Origin of the sequence: Peterkaempfera podocarpi (assembly GCF_042466665.1) — a bacterium.
In the GTDB taxonomy this organism is placed as follows: domain Bacteria; phylum Actinomycetota; class Actinomycetes; order Streptomycetales; family Streptomycetaceae; genus Peterkaempfera; species Peterkaempfera podocarpi.
Map to the genome: position 1 here is coordinate 3,105,222 of NZ_CP162102.1, position 17,088 is coordinate 3,122,309.

Consider the following 17,088-nt stretch of genomic DNA (forward strand, 5'->3'; position numbering starts at 1 on the left):
GGGCCGTCCCCGCGCCGGATCCGGGGACGGCCCTCGTCGTGTGTACGGCGGTCCGCGCCGCCCTGGGGTGTCAGTCGCCGATCAGGGCGTCCACAAAGGCCCCGGGCTCGAACGGCGCCAGGTCGTCGGCCCCCTCGCCCAGTCCCACCAGCTTCACCGGCACGCCCAGGTCGCGCTGCACCGCGATGACGATGCCGCCCTTGGCGGTGCCGTCCAGCTTGGTGAGCACGATGCCGGTGATGTCGACGACCTCGGCGAAGACCCGGGCCTGGACCAGTCCGTTCTGGCCCGTGGTGGCGTCCAGCACCAGCAGCACCTCGTCCACCGGGCCCTGCTTCTCCACCACCCGCTTGACCTTGCCCAGCTCGTCCATCAGGCCGGTCTTGGTGTGCAGCCGGCCGGCGGTGTCCACCAGCACGGTGTCGGCGCCCTCAGCGATGCCCTCCTTGACCGCGTCGAAGGCCACCGAGGCCGGGTCGCCGCCCTCCGGGCCGCGGACGGTCCGGGCGCCGACCCGCTCTCCCCAGGTCTGCAGCTGGTCGGCCGCGGCGGCCCGGAAGGTGTCGGCGGCGCCGAGCACGACCTGCCGTCCGTCGGCGACCAGGACCCGGGCGAGCTTGCCGGTGGTGGTGGTCTTGCCGACGCCGTTGACGCCGACCACCAGGACCACCGACGGGCGGCCCGCCTCGGCCGCGTTGTGCCGGGCGGAGTGCAGCGAGCGGTCGGCCTCGGTACCGATGAGGGCCAGCAGCTCCTCCCGGAGCAGCTGCCGGAGCTCCTCCGGGGAACGGGTGCCCAGCACCTTCACCCGGGTGCGCAGCCGCTCCACCAGCTCCTGGGTGGGGGCCACACCGACGTCGGCGGTGAGCAGGGTGTCCTCGATCTCCTCCCAGGTGTCCTCGTCCAGGTGTTCACGGGAGAGCAGCGAGAGCAGTCCCTTGCCCAGCGAGGTCTGGGAGCGGGACAGCCGGGCCCGCAGCCGCACCAGCCGTCCGGCGGTGGGCTCCGGCACCTCCAGCGGAGGCGCGGTGACGGCCGCCTCCGGGGAAACCGGCGCCTCCGGGGAGACCGGCGCCTCGGGCGCTGCCACGCCCGCGGGAAGGTCCACCTCCTCGATCGTCCGGGTGGGGGTGTCCCGAGGGATCTCGGCGTCCTCGCCGACCTGGGGCTCTGCAGGCGGCGCCCCGATGGGGGCGCGCGACGACGGGGTCAGGGTCTTGCGCCGTCTGCCGCTGACGACGAAGCCGACGATCGCGCCGATGGCGATCACGGCGATGGCTACGGCAAGGATCACGTATTCCATAACCCCCCCAGTATCCGCGCTGTGGGGGCCTGCGCCGTAGTGGTGCGCCCGGGCGGGTCTCCCCCGGCCCGCCCGCCCCCGCCCGCGGTGCGGGGGCCGTACGTCCGGCCCGTCGCCCCGGCACCGCGGGCGGCTCGCCGGGCCGCCGGTGCGCGGGGCGGCTCAGACCGGGATGGTGACCAGGTCGGACCCGTTGGTGGTGCGGACCTCGAAGTGGTCGAGGTCCGGCCGCAGGATGCCGACGCCGCCGCGCACGACGAGCGGGCCTGCGCCACCGGTGACGCCGTACCCGCTGTCGGGGACCAGCCAGGTCAGCACCACCTGCTGCCCGCCCGTACGGGAGACGGCCACCAGGGTGCAGCTCAGCGGTCCCCGGACGCCGCTGAGGCGGAGCCCCACATCGGTGCCCCACTTCCGGGGGCTGAGGCCCACCGTCGCCGTGACACCCGTGCTCGCGTCGGTGGCGGTGTGCCGCTCGTCGCCGAGCGTCGTGGCCACCACGGTGGAGTGCGAGCCCGACGCCACGGTGACCGCGACCACCGGGCCGCCGACGACCAGGACGGCGGCTGCGGCGACGGCGAGCAGCCGACGGCGGCGACTGCGGCTTCGGGCCGCCGAGACATCGTCCAGCAGGCGGTCCAGCAACGGGTGCTCCGCCGCCGGGCCGGGTGGCGGGGCGGTCAGGCCCTGGATGTCGGCGTACTCGGCGTACTCGGCCAGCACCGGCTCCAGACCGCCCAGCGCCTCGGCCTCGGCGGTGCACAGGGGGCAGTCGCGCAGATGCCGTTCGAAGGCCGCCCGCTCCGTGTCGTCGAGCAGCCCCAGGAGGTACGCGCCCACATCGACGTGGTGCTCCGGTGTCGAGGTCATGACGTCACCCCCCGTTCCTCCAGTGCGAGCCGAAGCGAGCGCAGTGCGTAGTAGACCCGGGACCTGGCGGTCCCGGACGGTATGCCGAGCAGTCCGGCAGCCTCGTCCACCGTGCGGCTCCTGAAGTAGGTCTCTATCAGGATCTCCCGGTGCGCCGGCGTGAGGTCGTCCAGTGCGTCGGAGATGGTCATCATGCGCAGGGCCCGCTCCAGCTCGTCCTCCGCGGGCAGGGACTCCAGGGGTGCCGCGTCCACCTCCTGCGGCCGGGCGCGGCGGCTGCGGTGGCCGTCGATCACGATACGGCGGGCCACGGTCACCAGCCATGGACGCAGCGAACCCGAGGACTGGTCGAGGCGGTCGGCGCTCCGCCAGGCCCGGACCAGGGTCTCCTGGACGACGTCCTCCGCGCGGTGCCGGTCCCCGGCGACCAGCCGCAGCACATAGGTGAGCAGGGGGGCGGCGTGCTCGTGGTAGAGGGAGCGCATCAGCTCCTCGTCGGGGGCCGGGGCCCCGCCGCGGGACCGGTTCCTCGACGGGCCGTCGGTCACGGCGGCGTGGTTGCGCACCGTTGCCTCCTGGTCGGGTCGGGGCCGGATGTCGCCCTGTCCCCTCTTCACGTGCACGGGGAGCGGAACGCTCACCGCAGGATGTGAAGATTTCACGGAGGTCGTGACAGAGGCAACGCGGGCGGGGAGGGGCCGACGCTGCCCCCTCCCCGCCCGCGGTCTCAGGCCTCCACCGGGGAGACGTCCCTCACTTCGGCGTACGGTGCCAGCTTGCGGATGGTCTCGATGCCCTTGAGGCACTGGTCCCGGGTGTCGTAGGCGTCTCCGACGATCAGGACCTGCCCGTTGCTCGCCTTGAGACGGAAGCGGTGGGAGCCGGAGTCGTCGGTGTATATCTCGAACTTGCCCGCCATGGGATGCCACCTTTCATGTCGCCCCCCAGCCGCACCGTAGGCCGCGGTGACGGGCCCGGCATCCCGCGCTCGGTCATTCGGGTCAGCGGGTCAGCGGTGGCCGGTGAACTGGACGACCTGCTGGTAGGTGGGGCGGTTCTGCCAGGAGATCTTGTCGTCGGTGACGCCGCCCAACGGCCGCTGCACGATGGTGTCGGCGCACCACTGGTCGCCGGCGGAGCAGGTGTCGTCGGCGGGGTAGACCTGGGCCGCGGTCTGGGCGACGGCCTGCCCCAGGCTGTCCAGCAGCGCCTGGCGGCACCGGGTCAGGTCGCCGCCGCCGCAGTACGGCCGGGTCAGGCCGCCCGCAACCGGGTCGCCGAGCACGCTGCGCAGATCCTTGTCCACATAGGACCACCAGCCGTACTGGAAGGACGAGCCCTTGTGCGGGATGGACTCATTGGCGCTGACACCGCCGCTCACCGGCCCGGTCTGACCGCCGGACGGCGACTCGTTGATCTGCAGCGCCCCGGTGAGCGCGCCGAACAGCGCGTCGCCCAGCCCGTCCCGGAACTCGCCCTGGACCAGCAGCGGCCACCAGGCGTCCATGATCCGGATCGCATCGGCGTCGGCGTAGCGGTGGCTGCCCGCCGAGGTCTCACGGCGCTGGGTGCCGTTGTGCTGCCAGGTCTCCAGGGTGCGGACGGCGGCCTCCAGTGAGGGGTCGGCGACGGCGGCGCTGCGGATCACCCGCAGCAGCTCCGGCAGCACGTCCTCGCCGCGCAGATCGGCCAGGGCGGCGCTCTCCATGGCCTGCACCAGGGCGCTGCGGGTGACCTTGGTGCCGCTGCGCACCAGGGCCTTCACCCGGTCGTCCAGCAGGTTGGCGCGGTGCACCGAGCCGTTGCCGAAGCCTGCCGAGGCGAAGCCGGCGGCCTGCTTGTTGTTCCAGGAGACGTAGTAGTCCTGGTCGACCGACTGGGGGTGCTGTGCGGGCGGGGTGTAGTCGGCGGTGTTGGAAGCCGAGTCGTAACCGCGCCACTCGTACTGGGGCTCGGCGAGCACCGGGAGGCCGGGGTCGACGCCGTCGGCGCGTACCGGGTTGTCGCCGGAGTTGTAGTAGGCGGTGTGGGCGGCGTCGGCGTAGAACCAGTTGAAGGTGTAGTTGATGTGCTGCGCCGCCTCCTGGAAGGTGGCGGCGGACTGCACCGCGGAGGGGTCGTTGAGCATCTGGAAGCCGACGATGGAGTCGGCCTCGTGGCGGTAGGTGGAGCGCAGTGAGGTGAAGGCCACCGGCTTGCCGCCGATGGTGCCCCTGGCGGTCACCAGGCCGTAGCGGGTGCGCTTCATCACCAGGGTGTAGGAGCCGGCCGCGGTGGAGTCGGCGGTGGTGGGCTTCCAGGAGTCCTTGCGCTCCAGCCGCTCCATGGGGGTGCACTGGCCGTGCCACAGATAGGAGTCGGAGGCGGTGGTGGCGGGTGAGCCGTCGGTGGTGCAGAGCGGCACCGCGTAGGTGTCGGTGATGTCCTGGCCGGCGGAGGTGGCGCTCCAGGCGTAGTCCTGGCCGCGGCCGAGCTGGATGTAGAAGGAGAGTCCGGCGAAGGCCGCGCCGCGGGCGCTGATCCCGGGCCCCTGGATCTCTTCCAGCATCAGCAGCTGCGGGGCGAAGTAGCCGGTCTGCGGGCCGAAGACGGCGACGGGGTGGCCGTCCGCGGTGTACCTGCCGGAGACCACCAGGGCGTTGGACATGCCGTGCTTGGCGGTGAGCAGATTGCCGGGGAGCACGCCCTTGGCCGCGGTGGCGGCGGTGGAGGTCCCGGTGCCGGTGGCGTCGTACACCAGCTTCTCGGGGACCACCGAGCCGGCGTCGGGTATCGCGGTGCCGCGGGGGTCCACGGGCGGCTGGGCGTACGGGAAGGACTGGCCGTCGTGCAGGGTGGCGACGGCCTCGGGGTCGTCTGCCTCGCGGAAGGACTGCCAGACCCGGTCCCCCTCGGCGGTGCCGTAGCGGGCCTCGGCGGCCTGCTTCACCTGCGCCGACTGCACCTCCCCGCCGCCTCCGGCGCCGAACAGCGCACCGACCACGGAGGCCAGCGCCACCAGGTCGGTGAGCTTGAAGTGGTCGATGGAGCCGGCGTTGGTGATGGGGTCGATATGGCCGGTGAGGTCGTACTCGCCGGGGAAGGTGCGGGCGCTGTACGCCTTGTCGATGTAGGCGTTGATGCCGTCGAGATAGGCGTTGGCGTCGGCGAGGGCCTGCTGGGCGCGGGGGCTGGAGGTGGCCAGCTGGTCGATCTGGGCCTGGAGTTCGGCCTCGGTGTAGGGGGCGGCCTGCCAGAAGGACTGCTCCAGTGCCCGGTTGGCCTCGGCGCCGCCGGCGAAGCTGCTGAGCTCGCCGCGACCCACGTGCCGGAAGAGGTCCATCACCCAGAGCCGGTCCTGGGCCGCGGCATAGCCCGCGCCGTACTCGGTGCCGTAGCGGGTGGTGCCGGTGATGTGCGGTACGCCGGTGGCCTTGTCGCGCACGATGGTGACGTCGGAGCGCGGCTGGAGGGTGGAGGCGACCTGGGAGGCCGGGACCCCGAAGGAGGCGTCGTTGAAGAAGGAGCGCAGCCCGGCGTCGGTGAGGCCGGGGTAGTTGCTCGCCAGGGCGGAGTAGGGGCCGAGCTGGTCGTCGGTGTGGGCCGGGCGGGTGCCGAAGATGCGGTTGGCGAGGATGTCGGCCAGGGTGGCGTTGCCGTTCTCGCCCGCCGGCAGGATGTCGTTGCACTGGGCTGCGCAGTAGTCGGGTGCGGCGGCCGGGGTCGCGGCCGTCGCGGGCGCCGCGGCGAGCGCGCTGACCGCGAGCAGGCCGGCCACTGCGGTGGCCGCCTGGATTCTGAGCGTCCGGATGCGTCGTTGCATGCCTGCTCCTCCGTTGAGTCAACGCTGCTGACGGTATGTCTCGTACTCCCGCGTTGCCCAGGCTGCTCGCAAAGCGTTGTGGACGGTCTGACAAAGTTTCTTGTCATGTCACCTCAAAGCCGCCCGGATGGTCGAAGCTGACGACGGCACACCCCCTCACAAGGAGGCTCCGTTGACTGCTCGTCGCATGTCCGCCGCCGCGCTGATCGCCCTCGCCGCCGCCCTGCTGCCCGTTCCGCAGGCGGGCGCCGCCGGGGCCGGCGACCTCCCCTTCGGCTCGGCCACCACGGTGGGCCTGCACAACACCTACGACCCCGCGGCCTTCGGCTACCTCGCCCAGGGCCTGGACACCGGCACCAGCATGATCGAGCTGGACGTCTGGACGGACACCATCACCAAGGAGTGGAAGGTCAGCCACTCCAACCCGCTGGGCAACAGCAACAACTGCGTCGCCGCCACCACCCCGGCCCAGCTCTACACGGGAGGCGCCAACAAGAACCTGGAGTACTGCCTGGACGACCTGCGGGTCTGGCTCGGCGCCCACCCCGACAGCGGGCCCCTGGTGGTCAAGATGGAGCTCAAGGCCGGCTTCGCCGGCAGCAGCGGCATGGGCGCGGACCAGTTGGACGCCCTGATCGCCAAGCACCTCGGCAGCGCCGTCTTCCGCCCCGCCGACCTGCTGGCCAAGCCCGGCGGCGGCAGCTACGCCACCCTGGACGAGGCCGCCAGGGCGGGCAACTGGCCCACCCGGGCCCAGCTGACCGGCAAGGTGCTGCTCGATGTCATCCCCGGCACCGTCGAGGAGTCCAACCCCTTCGACACCCTGCACACCGATGTCGAGGAGGCCGACCACCTGCGCGACCTGTCCGCCGCAGGCAAGCTCTCCCAGGCCCAGGTCTTCCCGGTGGTGCACGGCGCCGCGTCCGGCGACCCCCGCTCGTCCTACTCCGACAGCACCATCCGGCCCTGGTTCGTGGTCTTCGACGGCGACGCCTCCGCATTCACCGGGGGCATCGACACCGGCTGGTACGACCGCAACCACTATCTGCTGGTGATGACCGACGCCCAGAACGTCTCCCCCGCCATCAGCGCCACCGACCCCACCGCCGACGAGGCCCGCAACCGCACCACCCAGCTCGCCGCGGCCCACGCCAGCATCGTCTCCAGCGACTGGCGGCACCTGCCCGAGGTGCAGTCCCTGGTGCTGCCGCGCGGCTGACGGACCATCACCGGCCGGGGTGCCGCCACACCCCGGCGCAGCAGTTCACGGAACGGCGCACGCGGCGGGCCCTGCCGGCGAACACCGGCGGCAGGGGCCGCTGCCGCGGGTGCGGCCGGGCCGCTGCGCCCCGGCCGCCCGCGATCAGCCGGCGGGCTCCTCGGCGGGGGCGCGGGAGGGCTGCCCCGGCACCGCCGCGCGGGCCCGCGGGCGGCGCTCGCGGTGCTCCTCCCGCAGCCGCTGGCTGATCACCTGAGAGATCCCGTCGCCCTTCATGGTCACCCCGTAGAGGGCGTCGGCAGACTCCATGGTGAGCTTCTGATGGGTGATCACAATCAGCTGGGAGGACTCCCGCAGCTCCTCCATGATGCCGATCAGCCGCCGCAGGTTGGTCTCGTCCAGCGCCGCCTCCACCTCGTCCATCACATAGAACGGGCTCGGGCGGGCCTTGAAGATGGACACCAGCAGCGCCACCGCGGTCAGCGACCGCTCACCGCCGGAGAGCAGCGACAGCCGCTTGACCTTCTTGCCCGGCGGACGGGCCTCCACCTCCACCCCGGTGGTCAGCATGTTCTCCGGGTCGGTGAGCAGCAGCCGTCCCTCACCGCCCGGGAAGAGCCGTGAGAAGACCCCTTCGAACTGCGCCGCCGTGTCGTGGTACGCCGCGGTGAAGAGCTGCTCCACCCGCTCGTCCACATCGCGCACGATGTCCAGCAGATCGCGGCGGGTCTTCTTGAGGTCGTCCAGCTGCTCGCTGAGGAACTGGTGGCGCTCCTCCAGCGCGGCGAACTCCTCCAGCGCCAGCGGGTTGACCTTGCCCAGCTGCTGGAACGCCCGCTCGGCGGCCTTCAGCCGCTTCTCCTGCTCGGCCCTGACATACGGCGACGGCTCCCCCTCCTGATCCTCGCCCTCCGCCGGGGGCGGCGGCGGTACCAGCTGGTCGGGCCCGTACTCGCCGAGCAGCGCCCCGGCCTCGATGCCGAACTCCTCCAGCGCCTTGGCCTCCAGCTGCTCCATCCGCAGCCGCTTCTCCGCGCGCAGCACCTCGTCGCGGTGGACGGAGTCGGTGAGCTTGTCCAGCTCTTCCTTGAGCTCCCGGCCGCGGGCCCGCTCCCGGCCCAGCTCCGCGTCGCGTTCACTGCGGGCCTGCTCGGCCGTACGGCGCTCACCGGCGGCCTGCTCGAGCGAGACCTCCACCAGGGCCAGCAACTGGCGGGTGCCGTCCGCCACGGCCGCCGCCACCTGAGACTCGTACTCGGCGCGGCGGCGCCGGGCGGCGGCGCGGGCGCGGGCCTCCCGCTCGGCCCGCGCACCCCGGTCCAGCGAATCGGCACGCCCGGAGAGGCCGCGCACCCGCTCCTCATGGGTGCGCACCGCAAGGCGGGCGTCCATCTCGGCCTGCCGGGAGCGGGCCGACTCCTCCGCCAGCCGGTCGCGCTCGGAGCCGTCGGGCTCCTCCTCGGCCGGCGCCTCCTCGGCCGCGGCGAGCCGCTCCTCCAGCTCGGCCAGCTCGATCGCGGTCTGCTCCACCGCGGCCTCCGCCTTGGCCGCCGACGCGGCCAGCCGCTCGGCCTCCCCGGCGGCCGCGCGCGCCTGCCCGCCGAGCCGGCCGAGCTGCTGCGCCACCGCGGAGCGCTCCTTCTCCGCGGCACGGCGGCGGGTCCCCAGTTCCTCGACCTCGCCGGCCAGCTCCCGGCGCCGCCGGGCGGCCTGCTCGGCCTGCTCGGCGAGGTCCTCACCGCGAGTGGTGACGGCCTCCAGCGCGGCGGCGGCCTCGTCCACCGCGGCCTGGGTCTCCAGCAGGGTGGGCGCCCCGGCGGAGCCGCCGTGGGCGAAGCCGCTGCCGAGCAGATCACCCTCACGGGTGACCGCGGTGAGCTCCGGGCGCAGGGCGAGCAGCTGCTCGGCGTCCTCCAGGGTGTCCACCACGGCCGTGCCGTCCAGCAGCAGCCGGACCGCGGGCAGCAGGGTGCCCGGGCCGTCGACCAGGTCCGCCGCCCAGCGGGCGCCGCCCGGCAGCGCCCCGGCGGGTGCGGGTGCGGCGGGCGCTCCGGCGAGCAGCAGTGCGGCCCGGCCGCCGTCGCTCCTACGCAGCAGCCGCAGTGCCTCCGCGGCCGCGGCCACCCCGTCCACGGCCACGGCGTCGGCGGCGGCGCCCAGCGCGGCGGCCACGGCCTGCTCCGCACCGGGGGCGACGGTGAGCAGTGCGGCGGCCTGGCCCAGCACTCCGGAGAGTCCGGCCTCTGCGGCCAGCAGCGCCCCGCTGCCGTCCTTGCGGCGCAGTCCCAGCGCCAGGGCGTCCCGGCGGGCGGTGAGGGCGGCGCGCTCCTTCTCGGCTGCGGTGGCGGCGTCACGGGCCCGGCTCTGCGCCTCCTCCGCGGCGGCAAGCCGGCGGCGCGCCTCCGCCCAGTCGGCCTCCAGCCGCTCGTCACCCGCGTCCAGGCCGTCGACCTGCTCCTTGAGCAGCTCGTACTCGGTCTGCGCCGCCTCGGCGCGGACCACCGCCTCGTCACGGGCCTCGGCCAGCCGCCCGATCTCGGCCTCGGCCCCGGCGGCGCGGGAGCGGGCGGCGGCGACCCGGCCCTGGAGCCGGGCCAGGCCCTCACGGCGGTCGGCGAGGGCACGGGCGACGTCCTTGAGTCGGCGCTCCTCCTCGGCGAGGGCCCGTTCCAGCGCGGCCCGCCGTTCGACGGCCTCGGCCAGCGCGTACTGGGCCTCGGCCAGCGCCTCGCCGAGAGCCGCCTCCTCCTCGCGGATCCGGGCGGCCTCACGCTCCATGTCCTCGGGGTCGCGCCCGCGACGCTCCTCGCCCTGCTGGCTGGCGGCGTGCTTGACCCTGGCGTCGGCCAGGCCCACGGTGCCGCGGACCCGCTCGGCGAGCGAGGAGAGCTGGTACCAGGTCTCCTGGGCCTGCTGCACCTGCGGCCCCAGCTGCTGCACCTGGGCCTCCAGCACGGCCTCCCGCTGCAGCGCCTTGGACAGCTCCTGCTCGACGGTGGAGCGGCGCAGCCGCAGGGCCATCTCATCGGCGATCTCCGCCTCGACGGCGTGCCGCAGGGTGACCAGGTCATCGGCGAGCAGCCGCAGCCGGGCGTCCCTGAGGTCGGCCTGGATCACGGCCGCACGGCGGGCGATCTGGGCCTGCCGGCCGAGCGGCTTGAGCTGGCGGCGCAGCTCGGCGACGAGGTCCTGCACCCGGTTGAGGTTGGTCTGCATCGCGTCCAGCTTCCGCAGCGCCTTCTCCTTGCGCTTGCGGTGCTTGAGGACCCCGGCGGCCTCCTCGATGAAGGCGCGGCGGCCGGTGGGGTCGGCGTGCAGTACCGAGTCCAGCTGCCCCTGGCCGACGATGACGTGCATCTCGCGGCCGATGCCGGAGTCGGAGAGCAGTTCCTGGATGTCCAGCAGCCGGCAGGTGTCGCCGTTGAGCGCGTACTCGGAGCCGCCGTTGCGGAACATCGTCCGCGTGATGGTGACCTCGGAGTAGTCGATGGGCAGGGCGCCGTCGGTGTTGTCGATGGTGAGGGAGACCTCGGCCCGGCCGAGCGGCGGACGGCCGGCGGTGCCGGCGAAGATCACGTCCTCCATCTTGCCGCCGCGCAGCGACTTGGCGCCCTGTTCGCCCATCACCCAGGACAGGGCGTCGACCACATTGGACTTGCCGGAGCCGTTGGGGCCGACCACACAGGTGATGCCGGGTTCGAAGCGCAGGGTGGTGGCGGAGGCGAAGGACTTGAAGCCGCGCAGGGTCAGGCTCTTCAGGTGCACGCGCCGTTCTCCTCGCTCTCGTCCCAGTGAGGACTGTAACGGGGGGCGGAGTGCACGTGTCGGCAGGCGCCGCGCGGTTTCACCGTCGTCAGCGAGGGGCACGCTGTTGACAACAACAACTTTTGAGGGCGCAAGTGCTCTGGAGGGGGCTGGAGGGGGAATGACGAAGGGACGCCGTTTCGGGCGTCCCTTGCAGATTCCCGGCGGCACCGCCGCCTGATCTGGGTCGATCAGGTGAGGGCGGGCTCCCGCTGAGGTACGTCGATGCTGCTGAGCAGCCTCTGCTCGTCCGCGACAGCGGCCAGTGCGTCGTTCTCGGCCTGCATCCGGGTCAGCTCGGATTCCAGGTCCTGGACGCGCTGCTGAAGCCGTCGCATCTCGGCGAGCAGTCGCGGGTCGGGACCGCCGACGTAACCGAGAAGCGCCTTTGCCATGATGAGTGGTCCTCCACGCTGAGTGACCGACCTTGTAAGGTGTTGGTCGAGGGGGAAGGTGCGCACCGCCACGCGCTCTTGCAGGTCTGCAGGACAGCTCTGCCGGGGGAAACACGTACGGGTGAGCGGGTTTCCAGCGTCTCACCAAACGCTGTACGGGTCAACACGATCACAGCGCGCAACGCCCACCGCCCACCTGCCCGACGGAAAACCCACGCCGGAGGGTCGGATGCGACGGCCAGTGGCCGGGCGATCACCGCTCGCTGCGGAGTCAACCACGTGAGCCCCTGACCTGGCAACCACGTTCCACCGGCAGTTGCCCTCGGCAGCTGTCTCAGCGGACCGCGAAGCCCGCGTAACCGGCCCTCGGAGCAGCCCAGATCTCGGTGACCCCGTCGACCCGGCCCGGCGTGTCGGCCTCCCGCAGCAGCTGCAGCAGGCGCTCGCACTTCTCCCGTGCGCCCTCAGCCACGATCTGGACCCGGCCGTCGCCAAGGTTCCCGGCATAGCCGACCAGACCGATCTCCAGCGCTCGCGACCGCGTCCACCAGCGGAAACCGACCTCCTGGACGCGACCGCGCACCCATGCGGTGAGCCGGACGTGTTCATGCATGGGTCGAACCCTAGAACGCCACGCGCCCCGCTTTCCCTCCGGCCCCACCCGTCATACCTGTACAGTCCTGCCATCACCCGTACGGGTGAGCACGGTTCTTGTCACCGGTCGGGGGGATCGGGAGGGTTCCAGCCAGCCATGTCCCGACATGCGCGTACGTCCAAGCCGCAGCCGCCGTCGCCGTCCGCAGGCTCCCGGGGGGGCCACCGACGCCATGCAGCGTCCGTTCCCGCCCCGGTGGCCGCTCGTCCCGCCGGGCCTGTGTCGCACCGCCGCAAGGGCGGCGGGCGCGCCCGTGGGGGCGTCGGCAGCGGCCCTGCCCGGGCCGTGCTGGCCGTCTGCTGCACCGCACTGGCGGCCGGCGCCGGCGGTGTGATCAGCGGGCTGGTACCGATGCCCTCCTCGCTCGCCGGATCGGTGGTGATCGCGGGCGGCCCCGCCCCCACCCGGACCGTCGGCGAGGGCACCGGCACCGCCCCGGGCCAGACCACCGCCGACGGCACCGCGGCCGGGCTCCCCGGCGGAGCAGGCGCACCGGTCGGGGCCACCCCTCCGGCACGCCCCACAGAGGCCGCCGGACGAGGACAGGGCCGCGGACCCGCGCCCTCCGCCACCGCCACCTCCCCGGCCCCCTCCGCCAGCATCTCGCCGGTCGCCGCGCCCACCACCGGCACCCCCGCCGCCGGAACCTCCACGCCTCCCCCCGCCGCGGCCACACCGAGCCCCACCGCGACCGCCACCAAGGCCCCCGGCAAGTCCGCGGACAGCGACGCCGCCGTGCGGGCAGCCGTCCTCACCCTGGTCAACCAGGAGCGTGCCAAGGCCGGCTGCGGACCGCTGATCGCCGACGCCCGTCTGGCCGAGCTGGCCGGGAACTTCAGCGACGACATGGCCGCCCGCGGCTTCTTCGACCACACCGACCCGGACGGCAAGAGCCCCTGGGACCGGGCGACGGCGGTCGGCATCAGCTATCTGGGCGGCGAGAACATAGCCCGCGGGCAGCAGACGCCCGAGGAGGTCATGGACGCCTGGATGAACAGCCCGGGCCACCGGGCCAACATCCTCAACTGCGACTACAAGAAGCTCGGCGTCGGAGTCCACGAGGGCACCGGCGGCCCCTGGTGGACCCAGGACTTTGGCTTCTGAGAAACCCTCAGGTCAGGGAGGTGTGCACCGGCCGGGCCCGCCCCGCCAGCCGTGCGGCCGCACCTCCGGGCGGCCCTTGACCGTGCTCGGCCCAGCGGTGGAGCATGCCCGCCATGACGCTTTCGGTGGGTCACCCCGACTCCGCCGCCGTGCCGTTCCTGGTGATCTGGGGCCTGCTCGCCGTGGGGGTGGGCGGCACGCTGGCGACCCGGAAGTGGTCCACCCGCTTCCACACCTTCCTGGTCTCGAACCTCGACGGCCGACCCGAGTCACAGCGCCGGGCTGCCCGTATGCCGGCCGGCTTCGCGCGGTTCATCGGCGGCATCCTTGCCGTGCTGGGCGTGATCGCCCTCGCTGCATCCCTGGTCGTGATCCTTCGGTCCTGACGCCCGCGGGCCGCCTCCCGCCCGCCTCGGGGCCTGCCGTCCGTACGGGCACGGAGCGGCCGCACGGTAGCCGTGACCACCGCAGGGCTTCGGACGTCGACGGGCTCGTCGCGTCGCCGAGGGTCGGTGGGGTTCCCCGTCCGCGTGGTCGCCGGGTCGAGCGCTCCGGCCGACCGCTGTGCGGTCCCTGCCGTCACCGCGCCTTCCCGAAGGCGGTGACAAGCTCCCGGGTGGTGACGATGGCGTGCGCAAACGTGGGACCGTTCAGCTCATGGGCGGCATGCATCATCTCCGGTCCATAGGCCGCGGTGGCATCGCGCACCAGGGTGACGTGGTAGCCGAGCTCCATGGCGAAACGACTGGTGGACTCGATGCATGTGTTCGCCAGCAGTCCGATCACAACCACATGGGTGATGCCGCGCTGGCCGAGCTGGAGACCGAGGTCGGTGTTGGCGAACCCGCTCTGTGCCCAGTGCTCGCGGGCCACCGCATCCCCCTGCTCCGGCCGGAAGTCGGGGTGGAACTCCCCGCCCCAGGTGCCCCGGGCGAAGACGTGCAGCTCCATGAGGTTCCGCTGGGTGGGGTTGGGGTGGTCCCAGGCCTCGTAGTCACCGGGCTCCCAGCGGCGGTGCGGGACGAACACCACCTGCACGCCGGCCTCCCGGGCGGAGGCCACAACGGCGCGCAGATTGTCCAGCAGGCCGACCTCCCTGGCGATGCGCTCCACGAGCGGCCAGACCTTGCCTCCCTCGGACAGGAAGTCATTGTAGGGTCAACCAGCAACACCGCTGATCGGCGAGGGTCGTAGGTCTCGTCCACGGTGCCTCCTCGCCTCGTCCGGATGACAGGCGTCACCGACCAGCATCAGCCATGGCCGGTGGTGCGGCATCCGCGCAGTGCGGGCTCGGGGAGACCGACCGATACGCCCACGGTCCTGCGGATCCCGTGCGGGACACCGGCCGACCGACCGCCGCCCGGGTCTGCCCTCCGGCAGCGGAGGCGGCATACCGCACACCCCGCGGACACCGGCGTCGCAAGCGGTCGGCGGACTCCGGTCAGCGCAGGCGCGGCCGACGCTGGCAGTGGGGGCAGAAGTAGCTGGAGCGGTTCATCCAGGGATCCCGGCGGATGGGGGTCCCGCAGCGGCGGCACGGCTCGTCGCGGCGGCCGTAGGCGTCCAGTTCCCGGGAGAAGTAGCCGCTCTCGCCGTTGACATTGACATACAGGCTGTCGAAGCTGGTGCCGCCCACGGCCAGCGCGGCCGCCATCACCTCCCGCACCGACTGCAGCAGCAGAACGGTCTGCGGGCGGGTCAGGGTGGCGGTGGGCCGGTCGTAGTGCAGTCGGGCGCGCCACAGCGCCTCGTCAGCATAGATGTTGCCCACACCGCTGATCAGGCTCTGGTCCAGCAGCGCCCGTTTGACGATGGTCCGGCGTCCGCGCAGCGCGGTGTGGAAGGCCTCGTCGTCGAAGCGGGGGTCCAGCGGGTCCCGGGCGATATGGGCGATGGCCAGCGGGGTGGCCTCCGGGTCACCCGGCTCGGCCGGGTGCACGGTGAGGCCGCCGAAGGTCCGCTGGTCGACGAAGCGCAGCTCCCGCCCGCCGTCGGTGAACCGCAGCCGCACCCGCAGATGGGTCTCGTCCGGCGCCTCGGGGGGCTGCACCAGCAGTTGGCCGCTCATCCCGAGGTGGCCCAGCAGCGAGCAGCCGGTGCCGTCCAGGGGCAGCCAGAGGTACTTGCCGCGGCGGTGCGCAGGGCCGAGGGTACGGCCGGTCAGCCGGGCGGCGAAGTCGACGGGGCCGGCGAGGTGGCGGCGGACGGCGCGCGGGTGCAGTACCTGCACCTCGGCTATGGCCCGGCCGCTGACCCAGCGCTCCAGGCCCCGCCGGACGACCTCGACCTCGGGCAGCTCGGGCATGGGTGCGCTCCGACCGTGCTCAGGCGGTGGGCGTGGTGCCGCCGGAGGGGGTCTCCACGCCGTACTTCTCCCGGATGCCGTGCCAGGCGCTCTGCGCGGCCTTCTGCTCGGCTTCCTTCTTGGAGCGGCCGGTGCCGGTGCCGTACTCCTCGCCGCCGACGCGGGCGGTGGCGGTGAAGGTCTTCTCGTGGTCCGGGCCGGACTCACTGACCAGGTACTCGGGGACACCGATGCCCACCGTGGCGGTGAGCTCCTGCAGCGAGGTCTTCCAGTCGAGGCCTGCGCCGAGGTTGGAGGACTCCTCGATCAGCGGGTCGAAGAGCCGGTGCACCAGCTCGGAGGCGGCGTCGAGCCCCTGGTCGAGGTAGACCGCACCGATCATGGCCTCCAGCGTGTCGGCCAGGATCGACGACTTGTCGCGCCCGCCGGTGCCCTCCTCACCGCGGCCCAGGCGGATGAAGGCGCCCAGGTCGAGGCCGCGGCTGACATCGGCCAGCGCACGGGAGTTGACCACCGCGGCACGCAGCTTGGCCAGCTGGCCCTCGGGGAGGTCCGGATGGATCCGGTAGAGGGTGTCGGTCACCACAAGGCCGAGCACCGAGTCGCCCAGGAACTCCAGGCGCTCATTGGTGGGCAGGCCGCCGTTCTCGTAGGCGAACGAGCGGTGCGTCAGTGCACGTACCAGAAGGGCGGGCTCGAGTGTGTACCCGAGCCGCCCTTCCAGGACGTCATAGGTGGTCGAGGTCGGCCGCGCGGCCGCCCTGTCCGTGGACTCGGCCCCGGATGAGGCGCCCTTGCGGGAGGTCGTGGTTCCGTCCGACATCGATCCGTACTCCTGCCGATCAGACCGACAGGACCTGGCGGCGGTTGTAGGTGCCGCAGCTCGGGCACGCGATGTGCGCGAGCTTCGGCTCGTGGCAGCGGTCGCACGCCACCAGGGCCGGGACCGCAGCCTTCCACTGCGAACGGCGGTGGCGCGTGTTGCTGCGCGACATCTTCCGCTTCGGAACAGCCACGGCTACTTCTCCTGGTTCTCGGCAGCGCCCTCACGGGCGTTGCTGTCCTCGTCGTTCCCGTCACCCTCGTCGCCGGGGGCGGCGGAGAGTCCCTGCAGTGCCGCCCACCGGGGGTCGACGGCGTCATGGTGGTGGTCCGGGTCGTCACTCAGGCGTGCTCCGCACTCGGAGCACAGGCCCAGGCAGTCGTCCTGGCACACCGGCTGCAGCGGCAGTGCGAGCACCACCGCGTCACGCAGCACCGGCTGGAGGTCGAACAGGTCGCCCTCCAGGCGGTAAGTCTCTTCCTCGTCGTCCTCGTCGGACGCGCCGCCGGCGGACGCACCGCGGATGCGGCCGTCGTCCTCCGGGTAGTAGTACAGCTCCTGGAAGTCCACCTCGAGGTCGTCCTCGACGGGCTCCAGACAGCGTACGCACTCTCCGGCGAGGCCCGCGGTGGCGGTACCGGTGACCAGTACGCCCTCCACCACCGACTCCAGCCGGATGTCCAGCTCGACCGGGCTCTTGGGGGGAACGCCGATCACATCGATGCCGAAGTCCTCGGGAGCCTCGACGGTGCGGGTCACCCTGCGCATCGAGCCCGGACGACGGCCCAGCTCGTGTGTGTCGAACACG

The 17,088-nt window shown here is 72.8% G+C and carries 16 protein-coding genes; 3 read left to right on the plus strand and 13 right to left on the minus strand.

Features of this window, described 5'->3' with window-relative positions:
* Positions 1 to 70: 70 nt before the first annotated feature.
* The 5 genes from ftsY to AB0761_RS13500 form a co-directional block, all read right to left on the minus strand.
* The gene (gene ftsY / locus AB0761_RS13480) at positions 71 to 1,303 is read right to left on the minus strand and encodes a signal recognition particle-docking protein FtsY (protein ID WP_377269221.1); all 1,233 of its coding nucleotides are present in this window, start codon (positions 1,301 to 1,303) and stop codon (positions 71 to 73) included.
* A gap of 162 nt (positions 1,304 to 1,465) precedes the next feature.
* Entirely contained in the window at positions 1,466 to 2,173 is a 708-nt protein-coding gene (locus tag AB0761_RS13485; protein ID WP_377269222.1) for a zf-HC2 domain-containing protein, read from the minus strand.
* On the minus strand, positions 2,170 to 2,739 hold the full coding sequence (locus tag AB0761_RS13490; RefSeq protein ID WP_377269223.1) for a sigma-70 family RNA polymerase sigma factor: 570 nt from the start codon (positions 2,737 to 2,739) through the stop codon (positions 2,170 to 2,172). The genes AB0761_RS13485 and AB0761_RS13490 overlap by 4 nt, the downstream gene beginning before the upstream one ends.
* A 161-nt stretch (positions 2,740 to 2,900) precedes the next feature.
* Entirely contained in the window at positions 2,901 to 3,092 is a 192-nt protein-coding gene (locus AB0761_RS13495) for a YegP family protein (protein ID WP_377269224.1), read from the minus strand.
* Between the two features lie 90 nt (positions 3,093 to 3,182).
* Positions 3,183 to 5,975 (minus strand): penicillin acylase family protein, encoded by a 2,793-nt coding sequence (locus AB0761_RS13500; RefSeq protein WP_377269225.1) that lies wholly within the window; start codon positions 5,973 to 5,975, stop codon positions 3,183 to 3,185.
* Between the two features lie 172 nt (positions 5,976 to 6,147).
* On the opposite strand from AB0761_RS13500, the gene AB0761_RS13505 reads away from it, so the two are divergent.
* Positions 6,148 to 7,194, plus strand: coding sequence for a phosphatidylinositol-specific phospholipase C domain-containing protein (locus tag AB0761_RS13505; protein WP_377269226.1), 1,047 nt, complete (start codon positions 6,148 to 6,150; stop codon positions 7,192 to 7,194).
* 144 nt (positions 7,195 to 7,338) lie between these two features.
* Here AB0761_RS13505 and smc read toward each other — a convergent pair whose 3' ends face one another.
* From smc to AB0761_RS13520, 3 genes are all read right to left on the minus strand, one after another.
* Positions 7,339 to 10,959 (minus strand): chromosome segregation protein SMC, encoded by a 3,621-nt coding sequence (gene smc / locus AB0761_RS13510; protein WP_377269227.1) that lies wholly within the window; start codon positions 10,957 to 10,959, stop codon positions 7,339 to 7,341.
* 230 nt (positions 10,960 to 11,189) lie between these two features.
* Positions 11,190 to 11,393 (minus strand): hypothetical protein, encoded by a 204-nt coding sequence (locus AB0761_RS13515; RefSeq protein WP_055586917.1) that lies wholly within the window; start codon positions 11,391 to 11,393, stop codon positions 11,190 to 11,192.
* Between the two features lie 334 nt (positions 11,394 to 11,727).
* The gene (locus AB0761_RS13520) at positions 11,728 to 12,006 is read right to left on the minus strand and encodes an acylphosphatase (protein WP_377269228.1); all 279 of its coding nucleotides are present in this window, start codon (positions 12,004 to 12,006) and stop codon (positions 11,728 to 11,730) included.
* A 237-nt stretch (positions 12,007 to 12,243) separates the two neighbouring features.
* On the opposite strand from AB0761_RS13520, the gene AB0761_RS13525 reads away from it, so the two are divergent.
* Together AB0761_RS13525 and AB0761_RS13530 are read left to right on the plus strand one after the other, a co-directional pair.
* Positions 12,244 to 13,152: a CAP domain-containing protein gene (locus tag AB0761_RS13525; RefSeq protein ID WP_377269229.1), complete on the plus strand. Its 909-nt coding sequence runs from the start codon at positions 12,244 to 12,246 to the stop codon at positions 13,150 to 13,152.
* A 113-nt stretch (positions 13,153 to 13,265) separates the two neighbouring features.
* Positions 13,266 to 13,538 carry a hypothetical protein gene (locus AB0761_RS13530; protein WP_377269230.1) on the plus strand — a complete coding sequence of 91 codons (273 nt, stop codon included), beginning with the start codon at positions 13,266 to 13,268 and terminating at the stop codon, positions 13,536 to 13,538.
* Between the two features lie 193 nt (positions 13,539 to 13,731).
* Here AB0761_RS13530 and AB0761_RS13535 read toward each other — a convergent pair whose 3' ends face one another.
* From AB0761_RS13535 to AB0761_RS13555, 5 genes are all read right to left on the minus strand, one after another.
* On the minus strand, positions 13,732 to 14,265 hold the full coding sequence (locus AB0761_RS13535) for an isochorismatase family cysteine hydrolase (protein ID WP_377269231.1): 534 nt from the start codon (positions 14,263 to 14,265) through the stop codon (positions 13,732 to 13,734).
* 328 nt (positions 14,266 to 14,593) lie between these two features.
* Complete coding sequence (gene mutM, locus AB0761_RS13540) at positions 14,594 to 15,457, minus strand: bifunctional DNA-formamidopyrimidine glycosylase/DNA-(apurinic or apyrimidinic site) lyase (RefSeq protein WP_377269232.1); 864 nt, start codon at positions 15,455 to 15,457, stop codon at positions 14,594 to 14,596.
* A gap of 19 nt (positions 15,458 to 15,476) precedes the next feature.
* Positions 15,477 to 16,280 (minus strand): ribonuclease III, encoded by an 804-nt coding sequence (gene rnc, locus AB0761_RS13545; RefSeq protein WP_377269233.1) that lies wholly within the window; start codon positions 16,278 to 16,280, stop codon positions 15,477 to 15,479.
* A 19-nt stretch (positions 16,281 to 16,299) separates the two neighbouring features.
* Positions 16,300 to 16,473 (minus strand): 50S ribosomal protein L32, encoded by a 174-nt coding sequence (gene rpmF, locus AB0761_RS13550; protein WP_111492989.1) that lies wholly within the window; start codon positions 16,471 to 16,473, stop codon positions 16,300 to 16,302.
* 2 nt (positions 16,474 to 16,475) lie between these two features.
* Positions 16,476 to 17,087, minus strand: coding sequence for a YceD family protein (locus AB0761_RS13555; RefSeq protein ID WP_377269234.1), 612 nt, complete (start codon positions 17,085 to 17,087; stop codon positions 16,476 to 16,478).
* Position 17,088 lies beyond the last annotated feature (1 nt).